Origin of the sequence: Allobosea sp., from assembly GCF_030695125.1 — a bacterium.
Classification (GTDB): domain Bacteria; phylum Pseudomonadota; class Alphaproteobacteria; order Rhizobiales; family Beijerinckiaceae; genus Allobosea.
Genome location: NZ_JAUYTP010000030.1, coordinates 37010 through 60454 on the forward strand (window position 1 = coordinate 37010; position 23445 = coordinate 60454).

Consider the following 23445-nt stretch of genomic DNA (forward strand, 5'->3'; position numbering starts at 1 on the left):
GCCGGTCAGCGCGGCGCCGTCGTGCTCTCGCGCATCGCCTCTTCCGACGTCAGGAAGGCCTCGACTTCGGGCCCAGGCCCGGGGCTCTCCTGCAGGGTCCCGATCTCGGCCATCAGCCTCGCGACGGGGACATAGGCACGGTTGGCGCGATCATAGAGGGCGGCGCGCACGAGGGCATGCGCCGCCACGACCTCTTCGCCATCCTTGCCGCGGATGAGGACGCGATGCCGGATTACCAGCCAGGTCTCCGTCCAGCACAGGATCGCGGTTTCGACCCGGAACGGCTGGAACGGACGCAGTTCGCGGCGAAAACGGATCATGCCGGCATTGACGACCGGCACCCAGCGATGCCGCAGCACCGCCCGCCAGAGCCCGGTCCGCAGCATCAGGTCGGTGCGGCCGAGATCCATCAGCGACCAGTAGCGGCCGTTGTTCATGTGCAGCGAGGTATCGAGATCATGCGGCCAGACGCGAAAGCCGAGCCGGGAGGGATCGGCCAGGGGCTCGAGCCGCGGGCCGAACCGGCTCGAGACCAGCAGCCAGATCAGGCGGAACCAGAGATTCATGGCGCACCCCGCGGGTCGGACGCCGGGCAGCGCCGCTCTACGATCATCATGGTTCACGTATGAACCATTTGACCGGGCAAGACCAGCGACGAGACCGCGCCGCGACGTTGCGCCGGATGACGGCGTCCCATGGCTGGCTTAACAGCAGGTCGCGCTCGCCAACACCGTCAGCCGCACGACACCACGCCCAGGGGACCCCATGCCAACCCTCCACGTCTCTCCCTTGTCGAAGCTCCACGACACGGTTGCCGCCGTTGGCGCCAGCCATCTCGTGACGCTGATCAATGTCGATACCGTCGTCGAACGCCCCTTCGGCATCGCCGAAAGCAACCATCTCTTTCTCGGCATGTCCGACATCAGCGCCCCGATGGACGGCCATGTCGTGCCCGCCGAACTCCATGTCGAGCGCTTCCTGGCCTTTGCGCGACGCTGGGACCGGGCCGCGCCGCTGGTGATCCATTGCTGGGCGGGAATCAGCCGCTCGACGGCTGCGGCCTATATCGCGGCCTGCGCGCTCGGCCCCGCCCGCGACGAGGACGCGATCGCCACCGAGCTGCGCCGTGTCGCCCCTTCCGCCACGCCCAATGCCCGCCTCGTCGCGCTCGCCGACGCGATGCTCGGCCGCGACGGCCGCATGAGCGCGGCGATCGCCCGGATCGGCCGCGGCGCGGACGCGTTCGAGGGCACACCGTTTGCGCTACGGCTCGACTGAGGCCACCACGGCCTCGCGGCGCCGGGCAGCTTCGTGCGGCCTCTGACCGCAATGCCGCCGAAATCGGCGGCCCCAGCCAAAATCGATGCAGAAAATTGCTTGCACTGAGCGGAATTTGCCATGATGCATCGCGCAAGGGACGGGCATCATGACCATCGAACTCGATTCACGCGACCGCGCCATCCTGCGCATCCTGCAGGCGGATGGCCGCATCACCAATTCGGACCTGGCCGAGAAGGTGCACCTCTCGCCATCGGCCTGCCTGCGCCGCGTCCGGCAGCTCGAGGAGAGCGGCCTGATCCGCGGCTATGCGATGATCCTCGACGACAAGATCGCGGGGTTTCCGGGGACGGCCTTCGTCTTCGTCACGCTCGACCAGCAGGGCCGCGCCTCGCTGGAGGGCTTCGAGCAGGCGGTGCTGAACCTGCCCGAGATCCTCGAATGCCATCTGCTCGCCGGGGCGCATGACTATCTGATGCGCGTGATTTACCGCGACAGCGCGGATTTCGAGCGCATCCACACCGACATCATCACGCAGCTGCCCGGCGTCACCCGCGTGCAATCGACGCTGACGCTGCGCTCGATCAAGAAGAGCTCGGCGCTGCCGGTGTGACGCCACACGGGGCGGCCGCCCCTGCCTGTGCGCCGCGGCGGCTTTTGGGTTGCGGGTCCCGTCTCTCCGGCCGATAAGCGTGCGGCAAACGGGAATCATGCTGTGAGCGAAGCCATTTCCAACGACGACGTCGCCGCCCTGCCCTTCGAGGCTGCGCTGAAACAACTCGAGGACATCGTCGCCCGGCTGGAGCGCGGCGACGTGCCGCTCGAGGAATCGATCGCGATCTACACCCGCGGCGAGGCGCTGAAAGCCCGCTGCGATGCGCTGCTGAAGCAGGCCGAAGCGCGCATCGAGAAGATCACCCTCTCCGCCGACGGCAAGCCGACGGGCACCGCACCGCTCGACGTCGACAAGTAGGGCATCGCGCCGCGCCCTGAAGGCACCGGACCGGCCCGCCAGCGGCAGCGGGCTGGCGCTGCTTTGGCGTGGAACGGCCGGAACCGCGCGGCAGCGGCGCGTCACAACCTCGCGTTGGCGCCGCCGAGTTCCCCGACGATGTGCTTCCAGATCTGCCGCAGGCGGTGGACATGGAGGTCGTCGATCATCACCGTCACCATATGCTGGGTCTCGGTGACGGATGGCTTGCCGCGCGCGCCGTCGCGGCCCTCTCCGACCGAAGGACCAAGCGCCAGCTGGGTCCGCATGGCCTTGTCGCGCTCGCTGTCGCGCACCAGCAATTCGCCGATGGCGAGCACGACGTCGTCAGGCGGCGCAGGCGGCGGCAGCGTAGCCGCCGGCGCGTTCGGGTCCGGGACATGCGGCATCACCGCCCGCTCCAGATCGAAGATCGTCCGGATGTTGAGCGTCTTCAGCAGCAGGAACCGATCGGGCCCCGTCACGGTGCAGAGCTGCGCCTGCGCCACCCAGTCGATCGTCTCGTAGATCCCGAACGGACTTTCGATGTGCAGCATGATCGGGTTGGCAGTGGCGAGGTTCTGCACATCGAAGATGTTCGCCTCCTCCAGGCGGAAGGCGATGAAATTGTCGATGCCGTCGATCAGGGTCACCGGCACGAGCTTGGCGTGCGGGTCGAGGTCGGCATAGCGCTCCTTGAAGCTCAGACCCGCCTTCTGAAGCACGAACTGCAGCGCGGCATCGGGAATGAAGCCGAGCGCAAACGCGATGATCAGCCAGATGGCGCTGACTCCGGCGGCCGGCCCCAATGCCTGGCAGGGTTGGCTGGCCTGGCAGATCGTGCCGCCTTTCGGATCGCGCAGCGGTTCGGCTGCGGCCGGTGTCACGCCGGCGGTGGGTTGCGCGGGCAAAACGACCGGCGCGCCCGGGCCGGGGGTCGGTGGCACCACGGGCGGGGCCACGCCCCCCTGAGGCACGATGACGGGCGCGACCGGGGCCGCAGCAGGTGGCACGGTCGGGGGCGGTGCAGGGGGCGATGGCGCGCCCGATAGGGTCTGCAGCGCCTGGCCCGTCCGGGAGATGGCATTCCCCCAGCTCTCGGCCGTCGGGAAGACGCGGTAGATCACCACGGCCAGCAGCATCGCCAGCAGGATATGCACGAAGCAGCGCAAGAAGGTGATCGGCGACAGGTCGAAGACGGCGACGGCCCGCAGCAACAAGCGAAGGCTGAAGAAATACCCCCCCGCGAACGCCAGCATCGCGACGGTGAGGACGTTGACGTGCTGGGCTTCAAACTGCGCCGGATCCCTGATCGTGTTGATGTCGGCGCCGCCCAGCGCCAGCATGCTCGGCCACAGCCAGGAGCCCACGCCAAAATCCCTGCCGATCCGGGAGACCTCGATCAGCGGCGCGAACAGAATGAACGAGCCGAACCAGGCGATCACCATGAAGGGGATCGCGCACACCAGCATCAACCAGTCGGAGCGGATCATCATCGGGAACCGCGGGACGTTCGCCGTCGACTGCTGATGATGCCGTGGCATGTCGAGATCGGCGAAGTACTTGCCCTTCACGAACTCGAACGAGACGTTTTGCCTGCTCTTCGCATCTCGCTGGGGGAGCTGAGCCTCCTGCGGAGCCGGCTGGATCATCCCGTCCTGCTGCACGGGCACCGCTGGCGGGACAGCTGCCGTTCGCGGGGCGGACGGCACGAAATTGAAGGTTTCGGCGAAGAGTTCGATGAGTTTGATGCGGCTCAGCCGAACTTCATGCCGGATCATGACGATGGCAGCCGGCGTGACGAACGCCATGAAGACAGACGCCCAGATCGCGAAGTCCATCTGCTTGTCTGCAGCGAACCCGTTCTTGATCAACTGCAGGATGAAGTAGATCGACACGACGAAAAGCGTGATGAAAAGAAACCCTTTCACGAATGATGTGACGGGTTTCGGGCTCGAAGCGTCCATGGCCGACTTCCGCGCGTTCGAATGGCAGATTCAACTCACAAGGCGTGATCGGCCCCGTCGACGACGACCGGGAGCATCCCAGGATGCTTCGCATCGGACTGCACACCCAAAAGTTGCGCGCAGTTTGGAGCGGTGGCGTTCGTCGGCAGGCGCAATTCAGGCCGCCAACGGTACGAGCCAATTCACATGGGTGAAGCCGGTGACATCGTCATTGCCACCGATCACCTCCGCGACAAGAGCCCAGCTTCCGACGACCTCCACGACATGCACCGTGGTGCCGTGGGGCAGCTTCTTGATCACCCTGCTGCCGGCGAGCCCAGGATTCTCGCGCAGGTTGAGCCCGTCGCCCGGGGCGTTGACGCGGAACAGGCTGTCGTTGAAGGCGTCGTCCTCGCGCCCGAAGACGCGAGACCGGATGCTGTCCATGGCCATGGCCGGGCCGGGATCGATCTTGCGGATCGGCGAGATGTCGTCATGGCCAACCAGATCCCACCCCTGGATGTCATAGGCGCCGACGATCGCCCGACAGGCGGCAATCAGGGCCTCGATCTGCGCCTCGTCGAAAATCTCCCAGCCGTGCTCCTGGCCGGGGAAATGTTTGTGCGGAGCAAGCATCACACGGCTTGCCGGTACGCTGGCACCGGTCCAGCTGACCCAGCCTCCTCCCGCGGTGCGTGAGAGCTTGCCCCAGTTCGCGACTTCGATCCCGACCGAATGCTGATTGATGCCGTTGTGCCCGCGCCAGCGGCTGGCGCCGGCGTGCCATGCGACGCGATCAAACGGCACCATCTGCGTGATCTTGCCGTCGTGATCGATCACCAGATGGGCCGATGTCCTGCCATTCGGAGACTGCGACTTGAATGTCTGGATCGCTCCAGCAGCCGTCGCTCCAGCCGTGTAGTGGACGACGATGATGCTGGGCGCTCCGCCCTCCAGCTGCCCGCCCATGTTGGGCGTGGACACGAAACTCGCGAATTTTCCACTGTCCAGCTTCAGCCGGTGATGATCGACCTTCATGTCCGCCCCCGACAATGTTCGGCCGCGCCAAGAAGCGAGCACCATCGCTGCATCGCCGACCCCGCCGTCGGGAGAGAGAACTACAGCTTTTTTAATTGATCAAGTCTTTTTACAACTTTTACGAGCATCAATGAGCGGATCGCGGTTGCGGCTTGCGCAGTCCGCGGACTTGCTCGCCAGCCCGGTTGCTCCCAGTCTGAAGAGCGCCGCCCCGAGGAGCCCCGACCATGTCCAAGCTTCCTGCCGACGATCCCGTCCTGGGCGATGCCCGCTCCTGCGCGGCGATCGAGCAGGTGATCGTGCCGCGCGCGCATGATCTCGGCGGTTTTTCGGTGCGGCGGGCGCTGCCCTCGATCGGGCGCAAGATGGTCGGGCCCTTCATCTTCTTCGACCAGATGGGGCCGGCGGAGTTTCATCTCGGCGAAGGGCTCGACGTGCGGCCCCATCCCCATATCGGGCTTTCGACGGTGACCTATCTCTTCGACGGGGAGATCATGCACCGCGACTCGCTGGGCACCGAACTCGCGATCCGGCCCGGCGCGGTCAACCTGATGACGGCGGGGCGCGGCATCGTCCATTCCGAGCGCACCGGGCTGGAGGCGCGCGCCAACGGACCCAGGCTCTACGGTATCCAGGCCTGGCTCGCCTTGCCGAAGACGCATGAAGAGACCGCGCCGGCCTTCATGCATCATGCCGCGCCCGAGCTGCCACGCATCGTCGAAGGCGGCAAGCGGGTCAGCCTGATCATGGGCTCGGCCTATGGCCAGACGTCGCCGGTGTCGTTCCCGTGGGAGGCGCTCTATGCCGAGGCCGTGCTGTCGCCGGGCGCGGTCCTGCCCCTCGATCCCGACTATGACGAGCGCGCGATCTACATCGTCTCCGGCAAGGTCGACATCGCCGGCGACGAATTCGGGGCGGGGCAGTTGCTGATCTTCAAGCCGGGAGACCGGATCTCGATCCTGGCGCTCGACCAGACCCGGCTGATGATCGTCGGCGGCGAGCCGATGGACGGGCCGCGCCACATCTGGTGGAATTTCGTCTCCTCCTCGAAGGAGCGCATCGACCAGGCCAAGGCGGAGTGGAAGGCGGGGCGCTTCGACACGGTGCCGGGCGACGATACTGAGTTCATCCCGCTCCCGGAGGGGTGACCTCCGAGACCGGCATTGCCTTCAACCGGGGCATCGCGGAAACCAGGATCGCCAGCGTCGAGAGGCCAAACAGCGCGACCGGCAGCCAGATCGCGGTAGCGAGGCCAAACCATTCGCCCGCGAGCCCGCCGGCCAGCGCCCCGAGCGGCCGCATGCCGTACATCGCCGTGGTCAGGGTCGCGCTGACGCGGCCGAGCAGCGCTTGCGGCGTTACCGCCTGGCGCAGGCTGGTCTGGGTGATGAACCAGAGGATCGGGCCGAAGCCGAACAGGAAGAAGGCGAGCGCCAGCGCAGGCCCGCCGAGCCCGACGGGTGCGAGAGCCAGAGCACCCGCGCCGAGCAACGACGAGGCCGGGCCGAAGACCAGCAGCCAGCCTGTCGGCAAACCGGCAATGAGAGAGGCGGTGCCGAGCGCACCGGCGACCAGCCCGGCGCCATAGGCCGATGAGGCGAGCCCGATCGTCTCCGGCGCCAGCAGCAGGATACGCGCGGCATAGGGCGCGACCATCGCGGTGAAGGCGAAGAAGGCGAGGTTCCAGGCGATGGCGCACAGCGCGATCGGCCGCAGATAGGGATGGCGCGCGACGAAGGCCGCGCCTTCGGCGATGGCGCGATGCAGCTTCAGGCGGGCTTGCGCCGGAGGCCGCTCGCCGGGGAGCGACATCGCAGCAGCCAGCACCAGCGCACCCGCCGCGGTGCAGAGCAGCAGCCCGAACCAACCCTGCCCGCGCGCAACCGCAAAGCCTGCGATCAGCGGTGCCGCGAGGCTCAAAACCGCACGACCGAGTTCGAGCCGGCCATTGGCGCGCGGCAACTCTGCTAAGGCGACGATGCGCGGCATCAGCACGAAGATCGACAACGCGATGATGACCGGCCCGGTGGCCGCGACGAAGGTCGAGCCCGCCAGCAGCCAGCCGGTCTGGCCGATCGCGAGCAGGCCCGCGCCCGCCCCGGCGCCGATGATCATCAGCACCCCGCCGAGGCGGATCAGGCTGCGCGGCGCGACGCGGTCGGCGATGACGCCCGCCGGCAGCGAGACCAGCAGCCAGGCGGCCGATTGCGCGGCGACAAGCAGGCCGACCAGCCGCGGGCTCGCGCCGGCTTGCGTGGCCGCCAGCGTGATCGTGTCGAGCGCCAACCTGTCGGCGAACTGCGCCATGATCCCGGCCAGCAGCAGGGACGGAAGAAAAAGCGATGACATGGCGGCCTCCTGCCTGGATCAGGAGGTCTTCCCAGCGATGCCCGGCGGGGCCCACCCGATTTCTGGGAAGTCTGCCGCTTCTCCCGCAGTCGCGCCGTGTCGTCGCTCATCCGAGCATGGGCGGAATCCTGAGATGATGATCCGTCGCCTGCTGCAGGGCGAAGCCGATGCGCAGGGTCATCGCCTCCTCATAGGCAGGGCAGCAGATCTGCAGGGACAGCGGCAGGCCCTCCGCCGTGAAGCCGTTGGGCAGCGACAATGCGCATATCTCGAGGAAATTGCCGAAGCGGGTGAAGCGCGAGGGCATCACCGCCTGATCGACCGCGTCGAGGCGGATCGCGGGCATCGCCGTGCTCGGCGTCAGCAGGGCGTCCGTCCCCGCCAGCGCCTCCGCCATCGCCTGCTTGGCCCGCACCTGCCTGCGCTTGGTGGCGAGATAATCCTGCGCCGAGACCCCGGCGCCACCGAGAACGCGGGCGCGGACGGCCTCGTCCAGCACCACCGCAGGGTCACCCGCCAGGTGCCCGCTGTTGAAATAGGCTTCCGCCTCCAGGACCGCCTGAGAATCGAGGAAATCGGAAAAAGCGAAGGGCAGCGCCACATCGACGATCTCGGCGCCGAGCCCGGCCAGCGTCGCCAACGAGCGGTCATAGGCCGCCAGCACGTCGTCATCCACGCCGATGCGTTCCGAGGCCGGCATGCGGGCCAGCCGCAGGCCGCGCACGCCACGTTTCAGCGTCGGCAGCGGGTCCGCCGCTGTGATGCCGCGCGTGTTGGGGTCGAGCGGATCAGGCCCCTGCAGGACATTGTAGAGCAGCGCCACGTCCTCGACGTCGCGCGCCATCGGGCCCGGCGTGTCGAGCGAGGTCGAGAGCGGGATGATGCCATGCGTCGAGATCCGCCCGATCGTGACCTTGAGCCCGGTCAGGCCGCAGAAGGCGGCGGGCAGCCGGACCGAACCACCGGTGTCGGTGCCGATCGCCCAGGGGGCGAGCCTTGCCGCGACCGCGACGCCGGAGCCGCTGCTGGAGCCGCCGGGCGTGCGCGCATGGGCGAGATCCCAGGGATTCCAGGGGGTGCCCATATGCTGGTTCGTGCCCCAGCCGCCATAGGCGAATTCGACGGTGTGGGTCTTGCCGAGGACGATCATCCCCTGCGCGATCATGCGCCGGGCGATCGTCGCCGTGACCGCCGATCTCCGGCTGCGCCAATGGGCCGAGCCGCCGGTCGTGATGCGTCCCTCGAGATCGACGAGGTCCTTCAGCGCCACCGGTATGCCGTGCAACGGGCCCACCGCATGGCCGGAGCGGATCGCCTTCTCGGCCCCCTCGGCGGCCAGCCGCGCATCGTCGGCATAGACGTCGACGAAGGCGCGCAGCTTGGGCTCGAGGCGTTCGATGCGGGCCAGCAGCGCCTCGACCACATCGACGGGCGAGAGCCGCCGGGCCGCGATCTCCCGCGCCAGGACATGGGCCGGCAGATGAACCGGATCCGTGCCGATGCGAGGGGCTGTGTCCATGGCGGCTACTGCATGCTGATGCGCGCCAGGTCGACGAACCAGGATTGCGGCGAAATGAAACCCTGAACCTTCTTCGACATGGCGCGCGGGTTGAGATCGTGGACAACATAGAGCCAGGGCGGGTCGTCCACCAGCCGCTCATGGGCGATCGCCGTCTGCTCCGTCACCACCTTCGGATCCGACGCGGCCGCCAGCTTCGCCAGGGCCGCTTCGAAGGCCTCGTCCTTCCACTGCGGGAAATTGAAGCCGTTGGGCGGCGCGCTGGCGGCGCCGAAATAGCGCGCCATGACGCTTGGGTCGGTCGATGGTCCGCTGATGTTGAGCGCCATCGCGCCGCCCAGCGAGGGCTGGTCAGGCAGTGCGCGCATGCTGTTGAGCAGCACCTGCCATTCCGTGACGTTGAAGTCGATGCGGATGTCGCAGGCCTCCTTCATGCTGGCCTGCAGGAATTCGTTCATCGGCAGGGGCGCCATCTGCCCGGATCCCGAGGTCGAGATCATCACCTTGAAGGAGAGCGGCTTTTGCGGGCCGAACCCCGCCTCGGCGAGCAGGGCCTTGGCCTTGGCCGGGTCGAAGCGATAGCGGTTGGCCGGCTTGCCGAAACCGGGGTCGTTCGCCTTCAGCCAGCCGACCGCCGGCTCGGCCATGCCGTTCAGGAGCGCGACGATGCCGTCCCGGTCGACGCAGTAGTTCAGCGCCTGGCGGACGCGGACGTCCTTCAGAGGGCTGCCGGCGGCGCCAATGTTGAAGAGCCAGGGCCAGACATGCGGGTAGGAGCCCGTGGCGATGGTGAAACCGGCCTGGCGCAGCGAGGGAATGCCATCCGTCGGCGGCACCTCGATCCAGTCGACCTGGCCGGTGCGCAGCGCCGCGAGGCGTGCATTCGCCTCCGGCATCGGCAGCAGCACCACCCTGTCGAGCTTGGCCTTGCCCGCAGCATCCCAATAGCCGTCATGACGGACGAGTTCGACCCGCTCGCGCGGCGAGACACTGGCGATCCGGAACGGACCGGTCCCCGCTGACGGCAGCAGCGCGGCCTTGGCCCAGTCGCGGCCCGCCTTTTCGAAGGAGGCGGGCGAGCTGAGCAACGCCAGCGAGACCATGTAGGGGAAGTAGGAGGCCGGCACGCTGGTGGTGATCGCCACCGTGTAGGCGTCGATCTTGCGGTAACCGGTCATGATCGGCGCACGGGCGCGCATGATCGCGGAAGACGGCGCCTCGAACTGGGGCGCGTCCTTATTGAAGTAGCGCTCGAAATTCCAGATCACGGCGTCGGCATCGAAGGCCGTGCCGTCATGGAAGGCGACGCCGCGCCGCAGATGGAAGATCCAGGTTTTCGGATCCTCGGCCGCCTGCTCCCAGCGCTCGGCCAGGCCCGGCCGCAGCGGCGCCAGTCGATCGGTCGTCGTCAAATCCCACAGGGCGAGGCTCTCGAACACCGGGTAGCCGAGAAACCGCATCCCCTCGAAGCCGTTATTGGGCAGGCCTGTCGCGGTCGGAATGTCGGAGGCGGTCATCGCGATGCGCAGCGTGCCCTGCGCCCGCAGGGGCTCGCTCAACCCGAGCCCGGACAAGCCGGCGAGCATCGCGATCTTCAGCGCTGCCACCAGCCGCCCGCGCGAGGCCGCAAAAGTCCATCCACGCATTGTCTTCCCCCCCGCCGCATCATCCAAGTGCCATCAGCGCAATTTGCAACTTGCAGGTTGCGTTTTGCAAGTTGCGAGCCGTGGCGCAAGCCCTCAAGATCGGCAGGCCGCACCCCCTGGTTTCGAGGCTGAGCAGGCGAGCCCTGCACGGCCTGGGCCTGGCTGTCAGCTGCGACTGCAGGTTGTGACAGTCCGACGTGATGCCGCGCCATGCGCGCCGTATCGGCCGCACCGAGATCCGCTGCGGCGCATCGGCGCCGTCCGCGTTTCGCGACGCCGCGCCCTTGTGCCACCCCGGCGGGATGCGATAGACCCGGCGCGTGACAAAGCGCCCTCACACGCCGATCCTCGACCGCGTCGCCACGCCCGAGGACCTCCGCAAGCTCCCCGATGCCGATCTTCGACAGCTCGCCGAAGAGCTGCGGCAGGAGACGATCAGTGCCGTCTCCGTGACCGGCGGCCATCTCGGGGCCGGTCTCGGCGTCGTCGAGTTGACGGTGGCGCTGCACCATGTCTTCGACACGCCGCGCGACCGGCTGATCTGGGATGTCGGCCACCAGGCCTACCCGCACAAGATCCTCACCGGCCGACGCGAGCGCATCCGCACGCTGCGCCAGCCCGGCGGGCTGTCGGGCTTCACCCGCCGCTCGGAGAGCGCGTATGATCCCTTCGGCGCCGCCCAGTCCTCGACCTCGATCTCGGCCGGGCTCGGCATGGCGGTCGCGCGCGACCTCGCCGGCGGTGTCAACAACGTCATCGCAGTGATCGGCGACGGGGCGATGTCGGCGGGCATGGCCTATGAGGCCATGAACAATGCCGGCGCGCTGGGTTCGCGCCTCATCGTCATCCTCAACGACAACGACATGTCGATCGCGCCCCCGGTCGGCGCGATGTCGGCCTATCTGGCGCGGCTGGTCTCGGGCCGGACCTACCGCTCGATCCGCGAGGCGGCCAAGCAACTGGCCGAGAGGCTGCCGCGCTTCTTCCACGACAAGGCGAAGCGCACCGAGGAGTATGCGCGCGGCTTCTGGACCGGCGGCACGCTGTTCGAGGAGCTCGGCTTCTACTATGTCGGCCCGATCGACGGCCACAACCTCGACCACCTCCTGCCGGTGCTGCGCAATGTGCGCGACGCCGGCCGCGGTCCGATCCTCGTCCATGTCGTGACCCAGAAGGGCAAGGGATACGCGCCCGCCGAGGCGACGGCCGACAAATATCATGCCGTGGTCAAGTTCGACCCCGTGACCGGCCAGCAGGCCAAGGCGCCGGCGAACGCGCCGAGCTATACGGCGGTGTTCGGCAACGCGCTGATCAAGGCCGCGCGCGAGGACGCCAAGATCGTCGCCGTCACGGCCGCGATGCCGTCCGGCACGGGCATCGACGCCTTCGGCAAGGAGTTCCCGGCGCGGACCTTCGATGTCGGTATCGCCGAGCAGCATGCAGTCACCTTCGCCGCAGGTCTCGCGACGGAAGGCTACAAGCCGTTCTGCGCGATCTATTCGACCTTCCTGCAGCGCGCCTACGACCAGGTCGTCCACGACGTCGCGATCCAGAAGCTCCCGGTGCGCTTCGCGCTCGACCGGGCCGGGCTGGTCGGCGCCGATGGCGCGACCCATGCGGGCGCCTTCGACGTTGCCTATCTCGCCTGCCTGCCCGACATGGTGGTGATGGCAGCAGCCGACGAGGCGGAGCTGACACATATGGTCGCCACGGCGGCCGCCTTCGACGAGGGTCCGATCGCCTTCCGCTACCCGCGTGGCGAGGGCGTGGGCGTCGAGATCCCAGATGTCGGCGTTCCGCTCGAGATCGGCCGCGGCCGGATCGTCCGCGAGGGCTCGCGCGTCGCGCTGCTCTCGCTCGGCACGCGGCTGGCGGAGTGTCTGATGGCGGCCGAGCAGCTCGGCCAGCGCGGATTGTCGACCACCGTCGCCGATGCGCGCTTCGCCAAGCCGCTCGACGAGGCGCTGATCCTGCGGCTTGCCCGCGAGCACGAGGTCCTGGTCACGGTCGAGGAGGGATCGGTCGGCGGCTTCGGCAGCCATGTCCTGCATCTGCTGGCGCGCAGCGGCCTGCTCGATGGCGGGCTGAAGGTGCGCACGCTGACGCTGCCGGACGTCTACCAGGAACACGACAAGCCCGACGCAATGTATGCGCTGGCCGGGCTCGACGCCGCCGGCATCGTGCGCACCGTCGAGGGCGCGCTCGGCGTTCCCGCTTCGGTCAGGCGGGCCTGAAACGGCGCGCGGAAGGCTCGTCATGAAGCTCCGGGCCGACCAGTTGCTCGTTGAACGCGGCCTGTGCGAGAGCCGCGCCCGCGCCCAGGCCGCCATCGCCGCCGGCCTCGTCACTGCCGATGATCTTCCCGTCCGAAAGGCGTCGCAGATGCTGGCGCCGACGGCCGTGCTGACGGCGCAGTCACCCCATCCTTACGTCTCGCGCGGCGGGCTGAAGCTGGCGGAGGCGCTCGATGCCTTCGGTTTCGATCCCAAGGGCCGCATCTGCCTTGATGTCGGTGCCTCGACCGGCGGTTTCACCGATCTGCTGCTGCGGCGCGGCGCGGCTCTTGTGATCGCGGTCGATGTCGGCCGCGACCAGCTCCACGCCTCGCTGCGGGGTGATCGCCGTGTCGTCAGCCTCGAGGCGCGCGACATCCGGACGCTGAAGCCCGCCGAACTGCCGGACGCGCCGACGCTCGCCGCCATCGATGTCAGCTTCATCTCGCTGCGGCTGGTGCTGCCGGCGGTCGCGGCGCTGCTTGCGCCCGGCGCGCAGATCGCGGCCCTGATCAAGCCGCAGTTCGAAGCCGGCCGCGCCGCGCTCAAGAAGGGGATCGTCCGGGACGAGGCCGTGCATCAGGCGGTCTGCACCGAGATCGCGGCCTTGCTGGGCACTCTCGGCTTTGCCGTCGAAGGCCCCATCCCCTCCCCGATCGAGGGCGGCGACGGCAACCGCGAATTCCTGATCGGCGCCAAAAAGCTGGGCTGATCAGCGCTTCAGAAGCGCATCGACCTCGGCCTGCAGGGCCCGGCTCTCGACCCGGCCGATATCGACCGCACCGTTGGCGTTGATGAACTGGGTGGCGCGCCCGATCTGCCGGCGCAAGGCCTCACCGGCCACTTCCGCGATGGTCGCGGCGTCCAGCCCCGACGGCTTGTCGGAGAGCAGGGCGGTGGCGGTCGCGACCAGCCGGGTCATCGCCACGCAGAGTTCCTCGAAGCCGGAGCGGCGCTCCAGCGAGACCTGCTCATAGGCCGCCAGCGCAGCGGGAGCGCAACGCAGCGGCGACGTTTCGAAATGCTCGCAATAGGTGATGCTGCGCCAGGCCTTGAGATCGTCGATGACGCCGTGATCATCCGCCGCCAGCTCGATCAGCATCAGGGCTTCATTGTATCGGTTGAGAAAGTCGGTCGAGAGGCGTGGACCTTCTGACATCTACGCCCCTGGCGTCCCCTCCATCACCCTGCGCATCGATCGCGGAGACGGTCCTCTCGAGCCTCAAACCGACGGGACTATGCTTCGGCAAACCCAAATAAAGTGTTGATCCGAAAGCAAGTCGTCGCCACATCTGCAAGATCATGTGTGGTCGCTACGCCATTACCCTGCCGCCAGCTTCGATGCGGTCGCTGTTCGGCTATGCCGAGCAGCCGAATTTCCCGCCGCGCTACAACATCGCGCCGACGCAGCCCGTGCCGGTGGTCCGGCAGCACGAGGGGGCGCGGCAGTTCATGCTGATGCGCTGGGGCTTCATCCCGGGCTGGGTCAAGGACCCCAAGGACTTTCCGCTCGTGATCAATATTCGCGGCGAGAGTGCCGCCACGAAACCCTCCTTCCGGGCCGCGCTGACGCGGCGGCGCTGCCTGATGCCGGTGGACGGGTTCTATGAATGGCATCGGCTGGGCCAGGGCCGGCAGGCCGAGAACCGTGCCTATCTGTTCCGGCGGCCCGATCGCGGGCTCCTCGCCTTCGCCGCCTTGTGGGAGACCTGGCATTCGCCGGACGGATCGGAAATCGACACGGTCGCGCTGGTCAACGGACCGGCGAACGGGCTGATGGCGGCGATCCATGATCGCTGCCCGGTGATCCTCGATCCGCGCGACTTCGACTGTTGGCTCGATCCCGCAGCCGAAGCCCAGGCCTACAACGCGCTGCTGCGGCCACCGCCGGAGGATCTGCTGGAGATGGTCCGGATCGGCAGCGCCGTGAACAAGGTCGCCCATGACGGGCCGGAGGTGCAGGCGCCCTTCGATCCGGCGACGGTGCCCAAGGCCGCCGCCGTCAGCGCCAGGGCCAAACCGGTGGCGCGTGCCAGGGATGACGGTCAGGGCAGCCTGTTCTGACGCACAGCAGCGGTTCCAACAATCGAGCCGGTTTCCCGCCCGAACTGTTGGAACTCACATTGCCAGCACGGCGCCGGGGTTGAGGATTCCCTGCGGGTCGAGCGTAGCCTTCAGCGTCTTCATCAAGGCCAGTTCGACCGGGTCCTTGACCCCGGGCAGCAGGTCGCGCTTGAGGCGGCCGATGCCGTGTTCGGCCGAGATCGAGCCGTGCATCTCGCTGACGATGGCATGGACCGCTTCGTTCATCGTGCTCCAGCCGGCGATGAAGCCGGCCTTGTCGGCGCCGACCGGCTGGCTGACGTTGAAGTGGATGTTGCCGTCGCCCAGATGGCCGAAGGGCAGCGGCCGGCAGCCGGGCACCATCGCCGTGACGGCTTCCGAGGCGCGGGCGATGAAGGCCGGCACCGCCTGCAGCGGCACCGAGACGTCGTGCTTGATCGAGCCACCCTCATAGGTCTGCACCTCGGAGAGCATCTCGCGTAGCTTCCAGAAATCCGCACGCTGGGAGAGCGAGCCCGCCAGCGCCGCATCGGTGACCAGCCCGTTCTCCAGCGCATCCCCGAGAAAGGCCTCGACCGCCTCGTCGAGCCCGGTCGCGGACTGGGCCGAGACCTCCATCAGCACATACCAGGGCGAGGGCTCCGAGAGCGGGTCTCGCGCGCCGGCGGCATGACGCAGGACGAATTCGACACCGAGCCGCGACATCAGCTCGAAGGTGGTGAGCGTGCCGCCGGCGCCGGCCTTGGCGGCGTTGAGCAGCGCCAGCGCCGCTTCAGGGTCGGGCACGGCAAGGAAGGCGGTGGCGCGCGCGGCAGGCTGCGGGAACAGCTTCAGCACGGCAGCGGTGATGATGCCGAGCGTGCCCTCGGCACCGATGAAGAGGTTCTTCAGATCGTAGCCGGTGTTGTCCTTGCGCAGCTGGCGCAGGCCGTTCCAGACCCGGCCATCGGCGAGCACGACCTCGAGCCCCATGCAGAGCTCGCGGGCATTGCCATAGGCCAGCACGGCGGTGCCGCCGGCATTGGTCGAGAGATTGCCGCCGATGGTGCAGGAGCCTTCCGAGGCGAGCGAGAGCGGGAACAGCCGCCCTGCGGCTTCCGCCGCCTCCTGCGCCTTCTGCAGCGTCAGGCCGGCTTCGACCGTCATCGTATCGCTGTCGGCGTCGATGCTGCGGATCCTGTCCATGCGCTGCAGCGACAGCACGATCTCGCGTCCCTCGGCGATCGGGATCTGGCCGCCGACGAGGCCGGTATTGCCGCCCTGGGGCACGAGCTTCGTGCCGGTCCGGGCCGCGAGCTTGACCAGCTCGGCGACCTCCGCGGTCGAGCCCGGCCGCACGATCGCCTGCGCCTTGCCGCGGAACAGGTCCCGCCATTCCTTGAGATAGGGCACCATCGCGTCCGCATCGGTGACGATGTTCTTCGCGCCGATGATCGCCGCCATGTCGTCCAGGATGGATGCGCTCAAGGATGCCTCCGGGGTCTCAGATCTTCTTGGCGCGCCGGAACACGCCGACGAGCTCGATATGGGCGGAATAGCGGAACTGATCGACGGGCGTGACAGCTTCCAGCGCATAACCGCCCGCAATCAGGATCGCGGCGTCGCGGGCGAAGCTGCCGACATCGCAGGATACGTACACGACCGTGCGCGTCTTGGCGGCGGCCAGACGCCGCACCTGCGCTTCCGCGCCCGCCCGTGGAGGGTCGAGCACGACGGCGTCGAAGGCGTCGAGCTCGTGCTCCAGCAGCGGCCGGCGGAACAGATCGCGGGTCTCGGTCGCGATCGGCTTCAGGCCTTGCGTCGTACCGGCGGCACGGGTCAGCGCCAGCAGCGCGGCCTGGTCGCTCTCGACGGCATGGACCTGCGCGCGCTCGGCGAGGCGGAAGCTGAACGGGCCGCATCCGGCGAAGAGATCGGCGACGCGCTTGACCTTGGCCGGCAGGGCCGCCAGCACCAGCGCCGCAATCGCCTCCTCGCCTGCGACCGTCGCCTGCAGGAAGCCGCCGGGCGCGGGCGCGACCATCGCCTTGCCCATGCGCTGCTGCGGCGGGCGGCGCTCGACCACGATCTCGCCATGCATCGCCAGCCGCGCCAGATCGAGCCGCTCGGCTGCTTCGGTCAGTGAAAGCCGCAGCTTCTCGGCGGCCGGGCCATGACCGCGGATGTCGACGTCGAGGCCGGCATCCGAGCTGGTGATCTGGATGTCGAGCGGCTTGTTGGAGCCGCCGAGCCGGTTGGCGAGAAGCTGCGCCACGGCCGGCGCGCGCGCGAGGCCCGGCGCCAGCACCGGGCAGGCCGGGACGGCGATCAGGTCATGGCTGCGCGCCACCATGAAGCCGACCAGCATGCCGAGCCCCTGGCGATCGTCGCCCTCGCGCCGCGCATGGAAGGTGACGCGACGGCGCCCGGCCCCATGGCCGTCGACGATCTCGGCGACCGGCGCCGCAATGCCGGCCCGCGACAGCGCCGTGACCACCTGCTGGCGTTTCCAGGCGCTGTAAAGCGAGGGCTCCATATGCTGGGCGACGCAGCCGCCGCAGCGCGTGAACAGCGGGCAGATCGCGGCAATGCGCGATTCGGCGGGGGTGATGATCTCGACGATCTGCGCCCGGTCGCCGTCGCGCACGGCGCGCACGGTCTCGCCCGGCAGGGCATAGGGCACGAAGACGTCGCCACCCGGCGTCGGTGCGATGCCGTCGCCGCGCTGGCCCAGCCGGGCCACCGAGAGAATTTCGTTCATGGCGAGCGTCATCGGGGTCGAATTGTCTCCTGCGGTGGCCTTCGTCGAGCCCATTCTTCCGAAGCGAGGCGGAGGGGCGCGAGATGGATGACCTGTTTCGTGCTTTCGCCTATCAGGTTGCAGACCAACAGGGAAATTCCGCATGAGCATCCGCGACGGCGTCATCGACGCCATCGGCAATACGCCGCTGATCAGGCTGAAGCGCGCCTCGCAGGCGACCGGCTGCACCATCCTCGGCAAGGCCGAGTTCATGAACCCCGGCCAGTCGGTCAAGGACCGCGCGGCGCTCGCCATCATCCGCGATGCCGAGGCGAAGGGGCTGCTGCGGCCGGGCGGCGTCATCGTCGAGGGCACGGCCGGCAACACCGGCATCGGGCTGGCGCTCGTCGGCAATGCGCTGGGCTATCGCTGCGTGATCGTGATTCCGGAGACGCAGAGCCAGGAAAAGAAGGACATGCTGCGGCTGGCCGGCGCGACCCTGGTCGAGGTGCCGGCCGTCGGCTACGTCAACCCGAACAATTATGTGAAGGTCTCGGGCCGGCTCGCTGCGGAACTGGCCAAGACCGAGCCCAACGGCGCGATCTGGGCCAACCAGTTCGACAACACCGCCAACCGCCAGGGCCACATCGAGACGACCGGCCCCGAGATCTGGGCGCAGACCGACGGCAAGGTCGACGGCTTCATCTGCGCGGTGGGCACCGGCGGCACGCTGGCGGGCACCGGCATCGCGCTGAAGCGCTTCAACCCCAAGATCACCATCGGGCTGGCCGATCCGATGGGCGCGGCGCTGCACGCGTTCTACACCACTGGCGAACTCAAGTCGGAAGGCTCCTCGATCACCGAGGGCATCGGCCAGGGCCGCATCACCGCCAATCTGGTGGATGCGCCGATCGACGTCTCCTTCCAGATCCCCGATTCGGAGGCGATCCCGATCGTCTTCGACCTGCTCGAGCATGAGGGCCTGTGTCTGGGCGGCTCGTCCGGGGTCAATGTCGCGGGTGCGATGCGGCTCGCCCGGCAGCTCGGTCCCGGCCACACCATCGTGACGATCCTCTGCGACTACGGCACGCGCTACCAGTCGAAGCTGTTCAATCCGGAATTCCTGCGCTCGAAGGGGCTGCCGGTGCCGGGCTGGCTGGAGCGGGATGGCGCAGGGCTGAAGGATGTGGTGGCGCGGGTGATGGGCTGAGGCGCTTGCCGCTCGATCCCGCCTCCCCCCTTGCCCGGCTGCTCGACGCCCCGATGCGGCCCGGTCGCGTGGTCTGGATCGGCCTGCGGCCGCTGCGGCGCGGCCCAATGCAGATCGTCGAGACCGCGACGCTCGATCCCCAGCAGGGTCTGCTCGGCGACCATTACAGCAGCCGCACCGGCGGCGCCCGGCATGTCACGCTGATCCAGGCCGAGCATCTGGCCGCCATCGCCGCCCATCTCGGCTGCGACGCACTCACGCCCGAACTGCTTCGCCGCAACATCGTGGTCTCCGGGATCAACCTCGCCGCCCTCAAGGGACGCCATCTCCGGCTCGGCACGGCGGTGCTGGAGGCGACCGGCGAATGCCATCCCTGCTCTCGGATGGAAGAAATCCTCGGCGAAGGCGGTTACAATGCCGTGCGCGGCCATGGCGGGATCACGGCGCGGGTGATCGAAGCCGGCGAGGTCAGTATCGGCAGCGTCGTCATGCGTACCATCGAGCGATGACGCAGATGGATCAAGCGCCTGGAGATCGGTTTCCGGCTGCTTTTCGACGATCCCCGATTTTCAGGCATCGTCTTAATCAAATAGAGGAGCTTTTTACCTATCGTCATCCGGTCCGCGACATCTTGGTCGCCGGGGCTTCGGGTCATCGTGATGGGTTTCCTTCGCTACGCTGATTTCAGGATCAGCAAGAAGCTGTCCTGCCTTCTGCTGCTGGTCGCGGTTCCGTTCGGGTTGATGACGTATTCCTACGTCGCTCAGGCCAACAAGGACATCAGCTTCGCCGCACGCGAGCTCGATGGCGTTCGCTATCTGCAGGCGCTGACCCCCGTGCTGGCCGCGCTGACCAAGACGACGACGGGTGTCGCGCCCGCGACCATCGAGGCGCTCGGCCCGACGCGCGCGCGCTACGACACGGCGTTCGGCTCGGCGGAGGCGATATCGGCGTTCCTGCGGGCCGCCGCCCAGCCCGACCCGCTGCTGGCGCTGACGCAGGCCCAGCCCGCCCTGGTGAAGATCGCCGACGGGTCCTATCTGACGCTCGATCCGAAGCTCGACAGCTATTATCTGATGAGCCTGGTCACGGTGCTGCTGCCCGAGATGATGGTCTCGGGGCTCGCCCTGCGGCAGGCCCTGATCCCCTATCATGCAGGCTTCGGGACAAGGAGCGATCTCGCGGCGCTGGTTTCGGCCGCCAGCCGGTTCGACCGCGGGCGCGACGCGGTTCAAAACGCGCTCGCCTCCGCATTCGAAGGCAATGCCGATGGCAGCCTGCGCCGCGAACTCGGCGAGGCGCCCTCCACCCTGTTGCAGGCGATCCATGCCGTCTCCGCGACCATCGACAGGATCGTCGCCGAGACCGAGGCGCCGGATCTGGTCACGAAGGCGGACATGGCGATCGCGCACCAGCTGACCATGACGGTCGCGATGATGGGCGGGGCGGAAGCAGGCCTGGCGCAACTGTTGTCGGACCGGGTCGATGATCATCGCACCGAGATGACGATCAAGCTCGGGCTGCAGCTGGCGTTCTTTCTGGCGATCGTGCTGGTGACGCTGGCGGCCGGCCGCAGTCTGGCCAGGCCTCTGATGGCCTTGTCGGCTCAGGTGGCCCGGATCTCGGGTGGGCAGCGCGAAACCGTGATCAGCGGGCGCGACCGCTCGGACGAAATCGGCGACATCGCGCGGGCGATCGACGATTTTCGTCGCCAGCTCATCGTCGCCGATGCGGCGAGGCGCGACCTCGAGGACATCGAGCGGCGCAATGCGGATGAACGCAGCCGCCTGCTGCACGAGGTCGCCAACCGATTCCAGGCAGCGGCCGGCGACATCGTCGCAAGCGTGGCGGCTGCGTCCCAGCAGCTCGAAGTCGCCGCCAGCGACATGTCGGCAACGGCGGGCCAGGCGCAGACACGTTCCGAACTGGTCGGCGGCGCCGCGCGGCAGGCCTCCGGCCATGTCACCGCCATGGCCGTGGCGGCGGAGGAGATCGCCGTCGCTGTCCAGGAAATCAGTCGACAGCTCGACGAATCGAGCCGCATCGCCAGCAACGCCGTCGAGCACACGCGGTTGACCAATGAGCGGATGGTGTCGCTCTCGACGGCGGCAAGCCGCATCGGAGCGGTGCTCGGCGTGATCTCGAACATCGCCCAGCAGACCAATCTGCTGGCGCTCAACGCGACCATCGAGGCCGCGCGCGCGGGTGATGCCGGGCGCGGCTTCGCCGTCGTCGCCGCCGAGGTCAAGGCGCTCGCGGCGCAGACCGCCACGGCGACGCACGACATCGGCAGGCTGGTCAGCGACATGCAGAACGCGACACGCAGCTCGGTGACGTCGATCGAGGAGGTCAGCGAAACCATCGAGCGCATGTCGCAAATCGCGATCGCGATGGCCTCCGCCTTCGTCGAGCAGACCGCGATCATCGGCGATATCTCCAGCAACGCCCAGCGCACGGCGCATCTGACGGCCGAGGTCGCGCACACCATCGACGATGTGAACAGCGGCGCAAGGCTGACGACGGAGGCGGCCGGACAGGTCAGCGCCTCGGCCCGTCAGTTGAACAGCCAGAGCCAGAGGCTGGCGAACGAGGTCGAGCAGCTGATGGGACGCCTCGTCGCGTGAGCGGTCGCGCGCGCCGCTATCCCGCCTGCAACGGCCAGACGAGCAGGATCATCGGCACGGCCACGAGCAGCACGATCAGCGACAAAGGCGCGCCCAGTTTCGGGTAATCGCTGAATTTGTAGCCGCCCGGGCCCATCACCAGCGTGTTGCACTGGTGCCCGATCGGGGTGAGGAAGTCGCAGGCCGCGCCGATCGCCACCGCCATCAGGAAGGCGTCGGGGTTGTAGCCGAGCTTGGCGGCGAAGCCCGCGCCGATCGGCGCCATCACCAGCACGGTCGCGGCGTTGTTGAGGAACGGCGTCACCGCCATCGCCGCCGCCAGGATCAGCGCGACGGAAGCCCAGCCCGGCATCCCCGAGCCAACCTGCGCCAGCCAGCCGGCGAAGAGGTCGGTGGCGCCGGTCGAGCGCAGCGTGTCGCTGACCGGGATCAGCGCCGCCAGCATCAGCAGGATCGGCGCGTCGATGCTGCTATAGGCCTCGCGCAAAGGCAGGCAGCGCAGCGTGATCAGCAGCACGGCGGCGGCGAAGAAGGTCATCGGGACCGGTGCAAGGCCAAAAGCCAGCGTCACCACGGCGGCGAGCACGATCGACACGGTCAGCACCGCCTTGCGGGTCGAGCCCAGCGAGACGACGCGGTCGGCGAGCGGCAGCAGGCCGAGTTCCAGCAGCTTTTCAGGCAGCTGCTTCTCGTCGCCCTGGATGACGACGACGTCGCCGGCCCTCAGGCGGATGTCGCGCAGGCGCTCCGTCGAACGCTCGCCGGCCCGGCTGATCGCGATCATGTTCACGCCGAAGCGGGCATGAAGCCCCATATCCCCGGCCGATTGCCCGATCAGCACCGAGTCGGGGCCGATGATCGCCTCGCTCACCTGGTCGGGGTCGAGCGCGTCCTCCTTCTCCATCGGCCGGTTCTGGCCGTCGAGATCCAGTCCGCCCTCCGCGACGACACGCTCCAGAACCGCCGCATCGCCACGCAGCAGCAGCGTATCGCCGGCCTTGAGGGTCGCATCGGGCAAGGGCGCCTGCGTGCGGCGCTCGTCGCGCAGGATCGCCACGATCTGCAATTCGCCGTCGCCGATCGCCTTGAGGTCGGCCACCGTCTGGCCGGCCAGGACCGACGTTGCGCCGATCTTGGCCTCGGTGACGTAGTCCTTGATGTCGATGGCCTGGTCGAGCGAGACAGCGCCGCGCCGGTCCTGGGGCAGCAGGCGGTAGCCGACCATCAGGAAGGCGCAGCCGGCGAGCGCAACCACGATGCCGACGGGCGTGAAGTCGAACATCGAGAATGGCTCGCCGCCGAGTTCGGCCCGCACGCGGGAGACGATGACGTTGGGCGAGGTCCCGACCAGCGTGACGACGCCGCCGAGCAGCGAGGCGAAGGCCATCGGCATCAGGAAGACGGAGGGCGAGTGGCCGCCCTTGCGGGCGAGCTGATAGGCGATCGGCAGCATCATCGCCAGCGCGCCGATGTTCTTGATGATCGCCGACATGACGGCCACCACCACGACCAGCAGCACGACCTGAGACTGGACCGAGCCGAGAACCGGCGTGACCCGCGCCAGAACGCGCTCGATCACCCGCGAGCGCGCCACCGCGGCGCTGAGCACGAGCGCGCTTCCCACGATGATGACGATGTCGTCGGAAAAGCCCTTGAACGCCTCAGCGGCCGGCACGATGCCGATGGCGACGCCGACCAGCAGCGACAGCATGGCGACGATGTCATAGCGAAGCCGGCCCCACAGGAAGGCCGCCATCATCACCGCCACGAGCGAGACGGAGAGAAGCTGAGGGGTGGTCATCGCATCGA

At 68.1% G+C, this 23445-nt stretch carries 20 protein-coding genes; 10 read left to right on the plus strand and 10 right to left on the minus strand.

All coding sequences use genetic code 11. The annotated features are described in order from the left end of the window. Positions 1-5 precede the first annotated feature (5 nt). Complete coding sequence (locus tag Q8S38_RS11395; RefSeq protein ID WP_305680549.1) at positions 6-566, minus strand: acyl-CoA thioesterase; 561 nt, start codon at positions 564-566, stop codon at positions 6-8. Between the two features lie 199 nt (positions 567-765). Between Q8S38_RS11395 and Q8S38_RS11400 the strand changes: the two genes are divergently transcribed. The 3 genes from Q8S38_RS11400 to Q8S38_RS11410 all read left to right on the plus strand — a co-directional run bounded on the left by Q8S38_RS11400 (position 766) and on the right by Q8S38_RS11410 (position 2251). Beyond that, the gene (locus Q8S38_RS11400; protein WP_305680550.1) at positions 766-1278 is read left to right on the plus strand and encodes a tyrosine phosphatase family protein; all 513 of its coding nucleotides are present in this window, start codon (positions 766-768) and stop codon (positions 1276-1278) included. Positions 1279-1426: 148 nt separating this feature from the next. Next, positions 1427-1891, plus strand: a complete 465-nt coding sequence (locus tag Q8S38_RS11405) for an Lrp/AsnC family transcriptional regulator (protein WP_108044714.1) — start codon at positions 1427-1429, stop codon at positions 1889-1891. Positions 1892-1993: 102 nt separating this feature from the next. Continuing rightward, positions 1994-2251 (plus strand): exodeoxyribonuclease VII small subunit, encoded by a 258-nt coding sequence (locus tag Q8S38_RS11410; RefSeq protein WP_305680551.1) that lies wholly within the window; start codon positions 1994-1996, stop codon positions 2249-2251. Positions 2252-2352: 101 nt separating this feature from the next. On the opposite strand, the gene Q8S38_RS11415 is transcribed toward Q8S38_RS11410, so the two are convergent. Continuing rightward, positions 2353-4179: a hypothetical protein gene (locus tag Q8S38_RS11415; RefSeq protein ID WP_305680552.1), complete on the minus strand. Its 1827-nt coding sequence runs from the start codon at positions 4177-4179 to the stop codon at positions 2353-2355. Between the two features lie 192 nt (positions 4180-4371). Then, entirely contained in the window at positions 4372-5232 is an 861-nt protein-coding gene (locus Q8S38_RS11420; RefSeq protein WP_305680553.1) for an N-acetylmuramoyl-L-alanine amidase, read from the minus strand. Between the two features lie 227 nt (positions 5233-5459). On the opposite strand from Q8S38_RS11420, the gene Q8S38_RS11425 reads away from it, so the two are divergent. Then, the gene (locus tag Q8S38_RS11425) at positions 5460-6380 is read left to right on the plus strand and encodes a pirin family protein (RefSeq protein WP_305680554.1); all 921 of its coding nucleotides are present in this window, start codon (positions 5460-5462) and stop codon (positions 6378-6380) included. On the opposite strand, the gene Q8S38_RS11430 is transcribed toward Q8S38_RS11425, so the two are convergent. The 3 genes from Q8S38_RS11430 to Q8S38_RS11440 form a co-directional block, all read right to left on the minus strand. Then, positions 6358-7581, minus strand: a complete 1224-nt coding sequence (locus Q8S38_RS11430; RefSeq protein WP_305680555.1) for an MFS transporter — start codon at positions 7579-7581, stop codon at positions 6358-6360. The two genes, Q8S38_RS11425 and Q8S38_RS11430, sit on opposite strands and share 23 nt — an antisense overlap. A 106-nt stretch (positions 7582-7687) precedes the next feature. Further along, positions 7688-9100 carry an amidase gene (locus Q8S38_RS11435; protein ID WP_305680556.1) on the minus strand — a complete coding sequence of 471 codons (1413 nt, stop codon included), beginning with the start codon at positions 9098-9100 and terminating at the stop codon, positions 7688-7690. Between the two features lie 5 nt (positions 9101-9105). Next, positions 9106-10746: an ABC transporter substrate-binding protein gene (locus Q8S38_RS11440; RefSeq protein ID WP_305680557.1), complete on the minus strand. Its 1641-nt coding sequence runs from the start codon at positions 10744-10746 to the stop codon at positions 9106-9108. 320 nt (positions 10747-11066) lie between these two features. Between Q8S38_RS11440 and dxs the strand changes: the two genes are divergently transcribed. Continuing rightward, on the plus strand, positions 11067-12980 hold the full coding sequence (gene dxs / locus Q8S38_RS11445; protein WP_305680558.1) for a 1-deoxy-D-xylulose-5-phosphate synthase: 1914 nt from the start codon (positions 11067-11069) through the stop codon (positions 12978-12980). A gap of 22 nt (positions 12981-13002) precedes the next feature. After that, positions 13003-13731, plus strand: coding sequence for a TlyA family RNA methyltransferase (locus Q8S38_RS11450; protein ID WP_305680559.1), 729 nt, complete (start codon positions 13003-13005; stop codon positions 13729-13731). On the opposite strand, the gene Q8S38_RS11455 is transcribed toward Q8S38_RS11450, so the two are convergent. Continuing rightward, entirely contained in the window at positions 13732-14178 is a 447-nt protein-coding gene (locus tag Q8S38_RS11455) for a hypothetical protein (RefSeq protein ID WP_305680560.1), read from the minus strand. A 143-nt stretch (positions 14179-14321) separates the two neighbouring features. On the opposite strand from Q8S38_RS11455, the gene Q8S38_RS11460 reads away from it, so the two are divergent. After that, entirely contained in the window at positions 14322-15083 is a 762-nt protein-coding gene (locus Q8S38_RS11460) for an SOS response-associated peptidase (RefSeq protein ID WP_305680561.1), read from the plus strand. Positions 15084-15137: 54 nt separating this feature from the next. Here the strand turns inward: Q8S38_RS11460 and Q8S38_RS11465 are convergent, their stop codons facing one another. Both Q8S38_RS11465 and Q8S38_RS11470 read right to left on the minus strand, forming a co-directional pair. Then, complete coding sequence (locus tag Q8S38_RS11465; RefSeq protein ID WP_305680646.1) at positions 15138-16526, minus strand: FAD-binding oxidoreductase; 1389 nt, start codon at positions 16524-16526, stop codon at positions 15138-15140. A gap of 40 nt (positions 16527-16566) precedes the next feature. Continuing rightward, positions 16567-17823 (minus strand): class I SAM-dependent RNA methyltransferase, encoded by a 1257-nt coding sequence (locus Q8S38_RS11470; protein WP_305680562.1) that lies wholly within the window; start codon positions 17821-17823, stop codon positions 16567-16569. Between the two features lie 142 nt (positions 17824-17965). Between Q8S38_RS11470 and Q8S38_RS11475 the strand changes: the two genes are divergently transcribed. The 3 genes from Q8S38_RS11475 (at position 17966) to Q8S38_RS11485 (ending at position 21636) form a co-directional block, all read left to right on the plus strand. Continuing rightward, positions 17966-19012 carry a cysteine synthase A gene (locus Q8S38_RS11475; RefSeq protein WP_305680563.1) on the plus strand — a complete coding sequence of 349 codons (1047 nt, stop codon included), beginning with the start codon at positions 17966-17968 and terminating at the stop codon, positions 19010-19012. 5 nt (positions 19013-19017) lie between these two features. Next, positions 19018-19521, plus strand: a complete 504-nt coding sequence (locus Q8S38_RS11480) for an MOSC domain-containing protein (RefSeq protein ID WP_305680564.1) — start codon at positions 19018-19020, stop codon at positions 19519-19521. A 150-nt stretch (positions 19522-19671) separates the two neighbouring features. Next, positions 19672-21636 carry a methyl-accepting chemotaxis protein gene (locus tag Q8S38_RS11485; protein ID WP_305680565.1) on the plus strand — a complete coding sequence of 655 codons (1965 nt, stop codon included), beginning with the start codon at positions 19672-19674 and terminating at the stop codon, positions 21634-21636. Positions 21637-21652: 16 nt separating this feature from the next. On the opposite strand, the gene Q8S38_RS11490 is transcribed toward Q8S38_RS11485, so the two are convergent. Further along, positions 21653-23437 carry an SLC13 family permease gene (locus Q8S38_RS11490; protein WP_305680566.1) on the minus strand — a complete coding sequence of 595 codons (1785 nt, stop codon included), beginning with the start codon at positions 23435-23437 and terminating at the stop codon, positions 21653-21655. Positions 23438-23445: the final 8 nt, after the last annotated feature.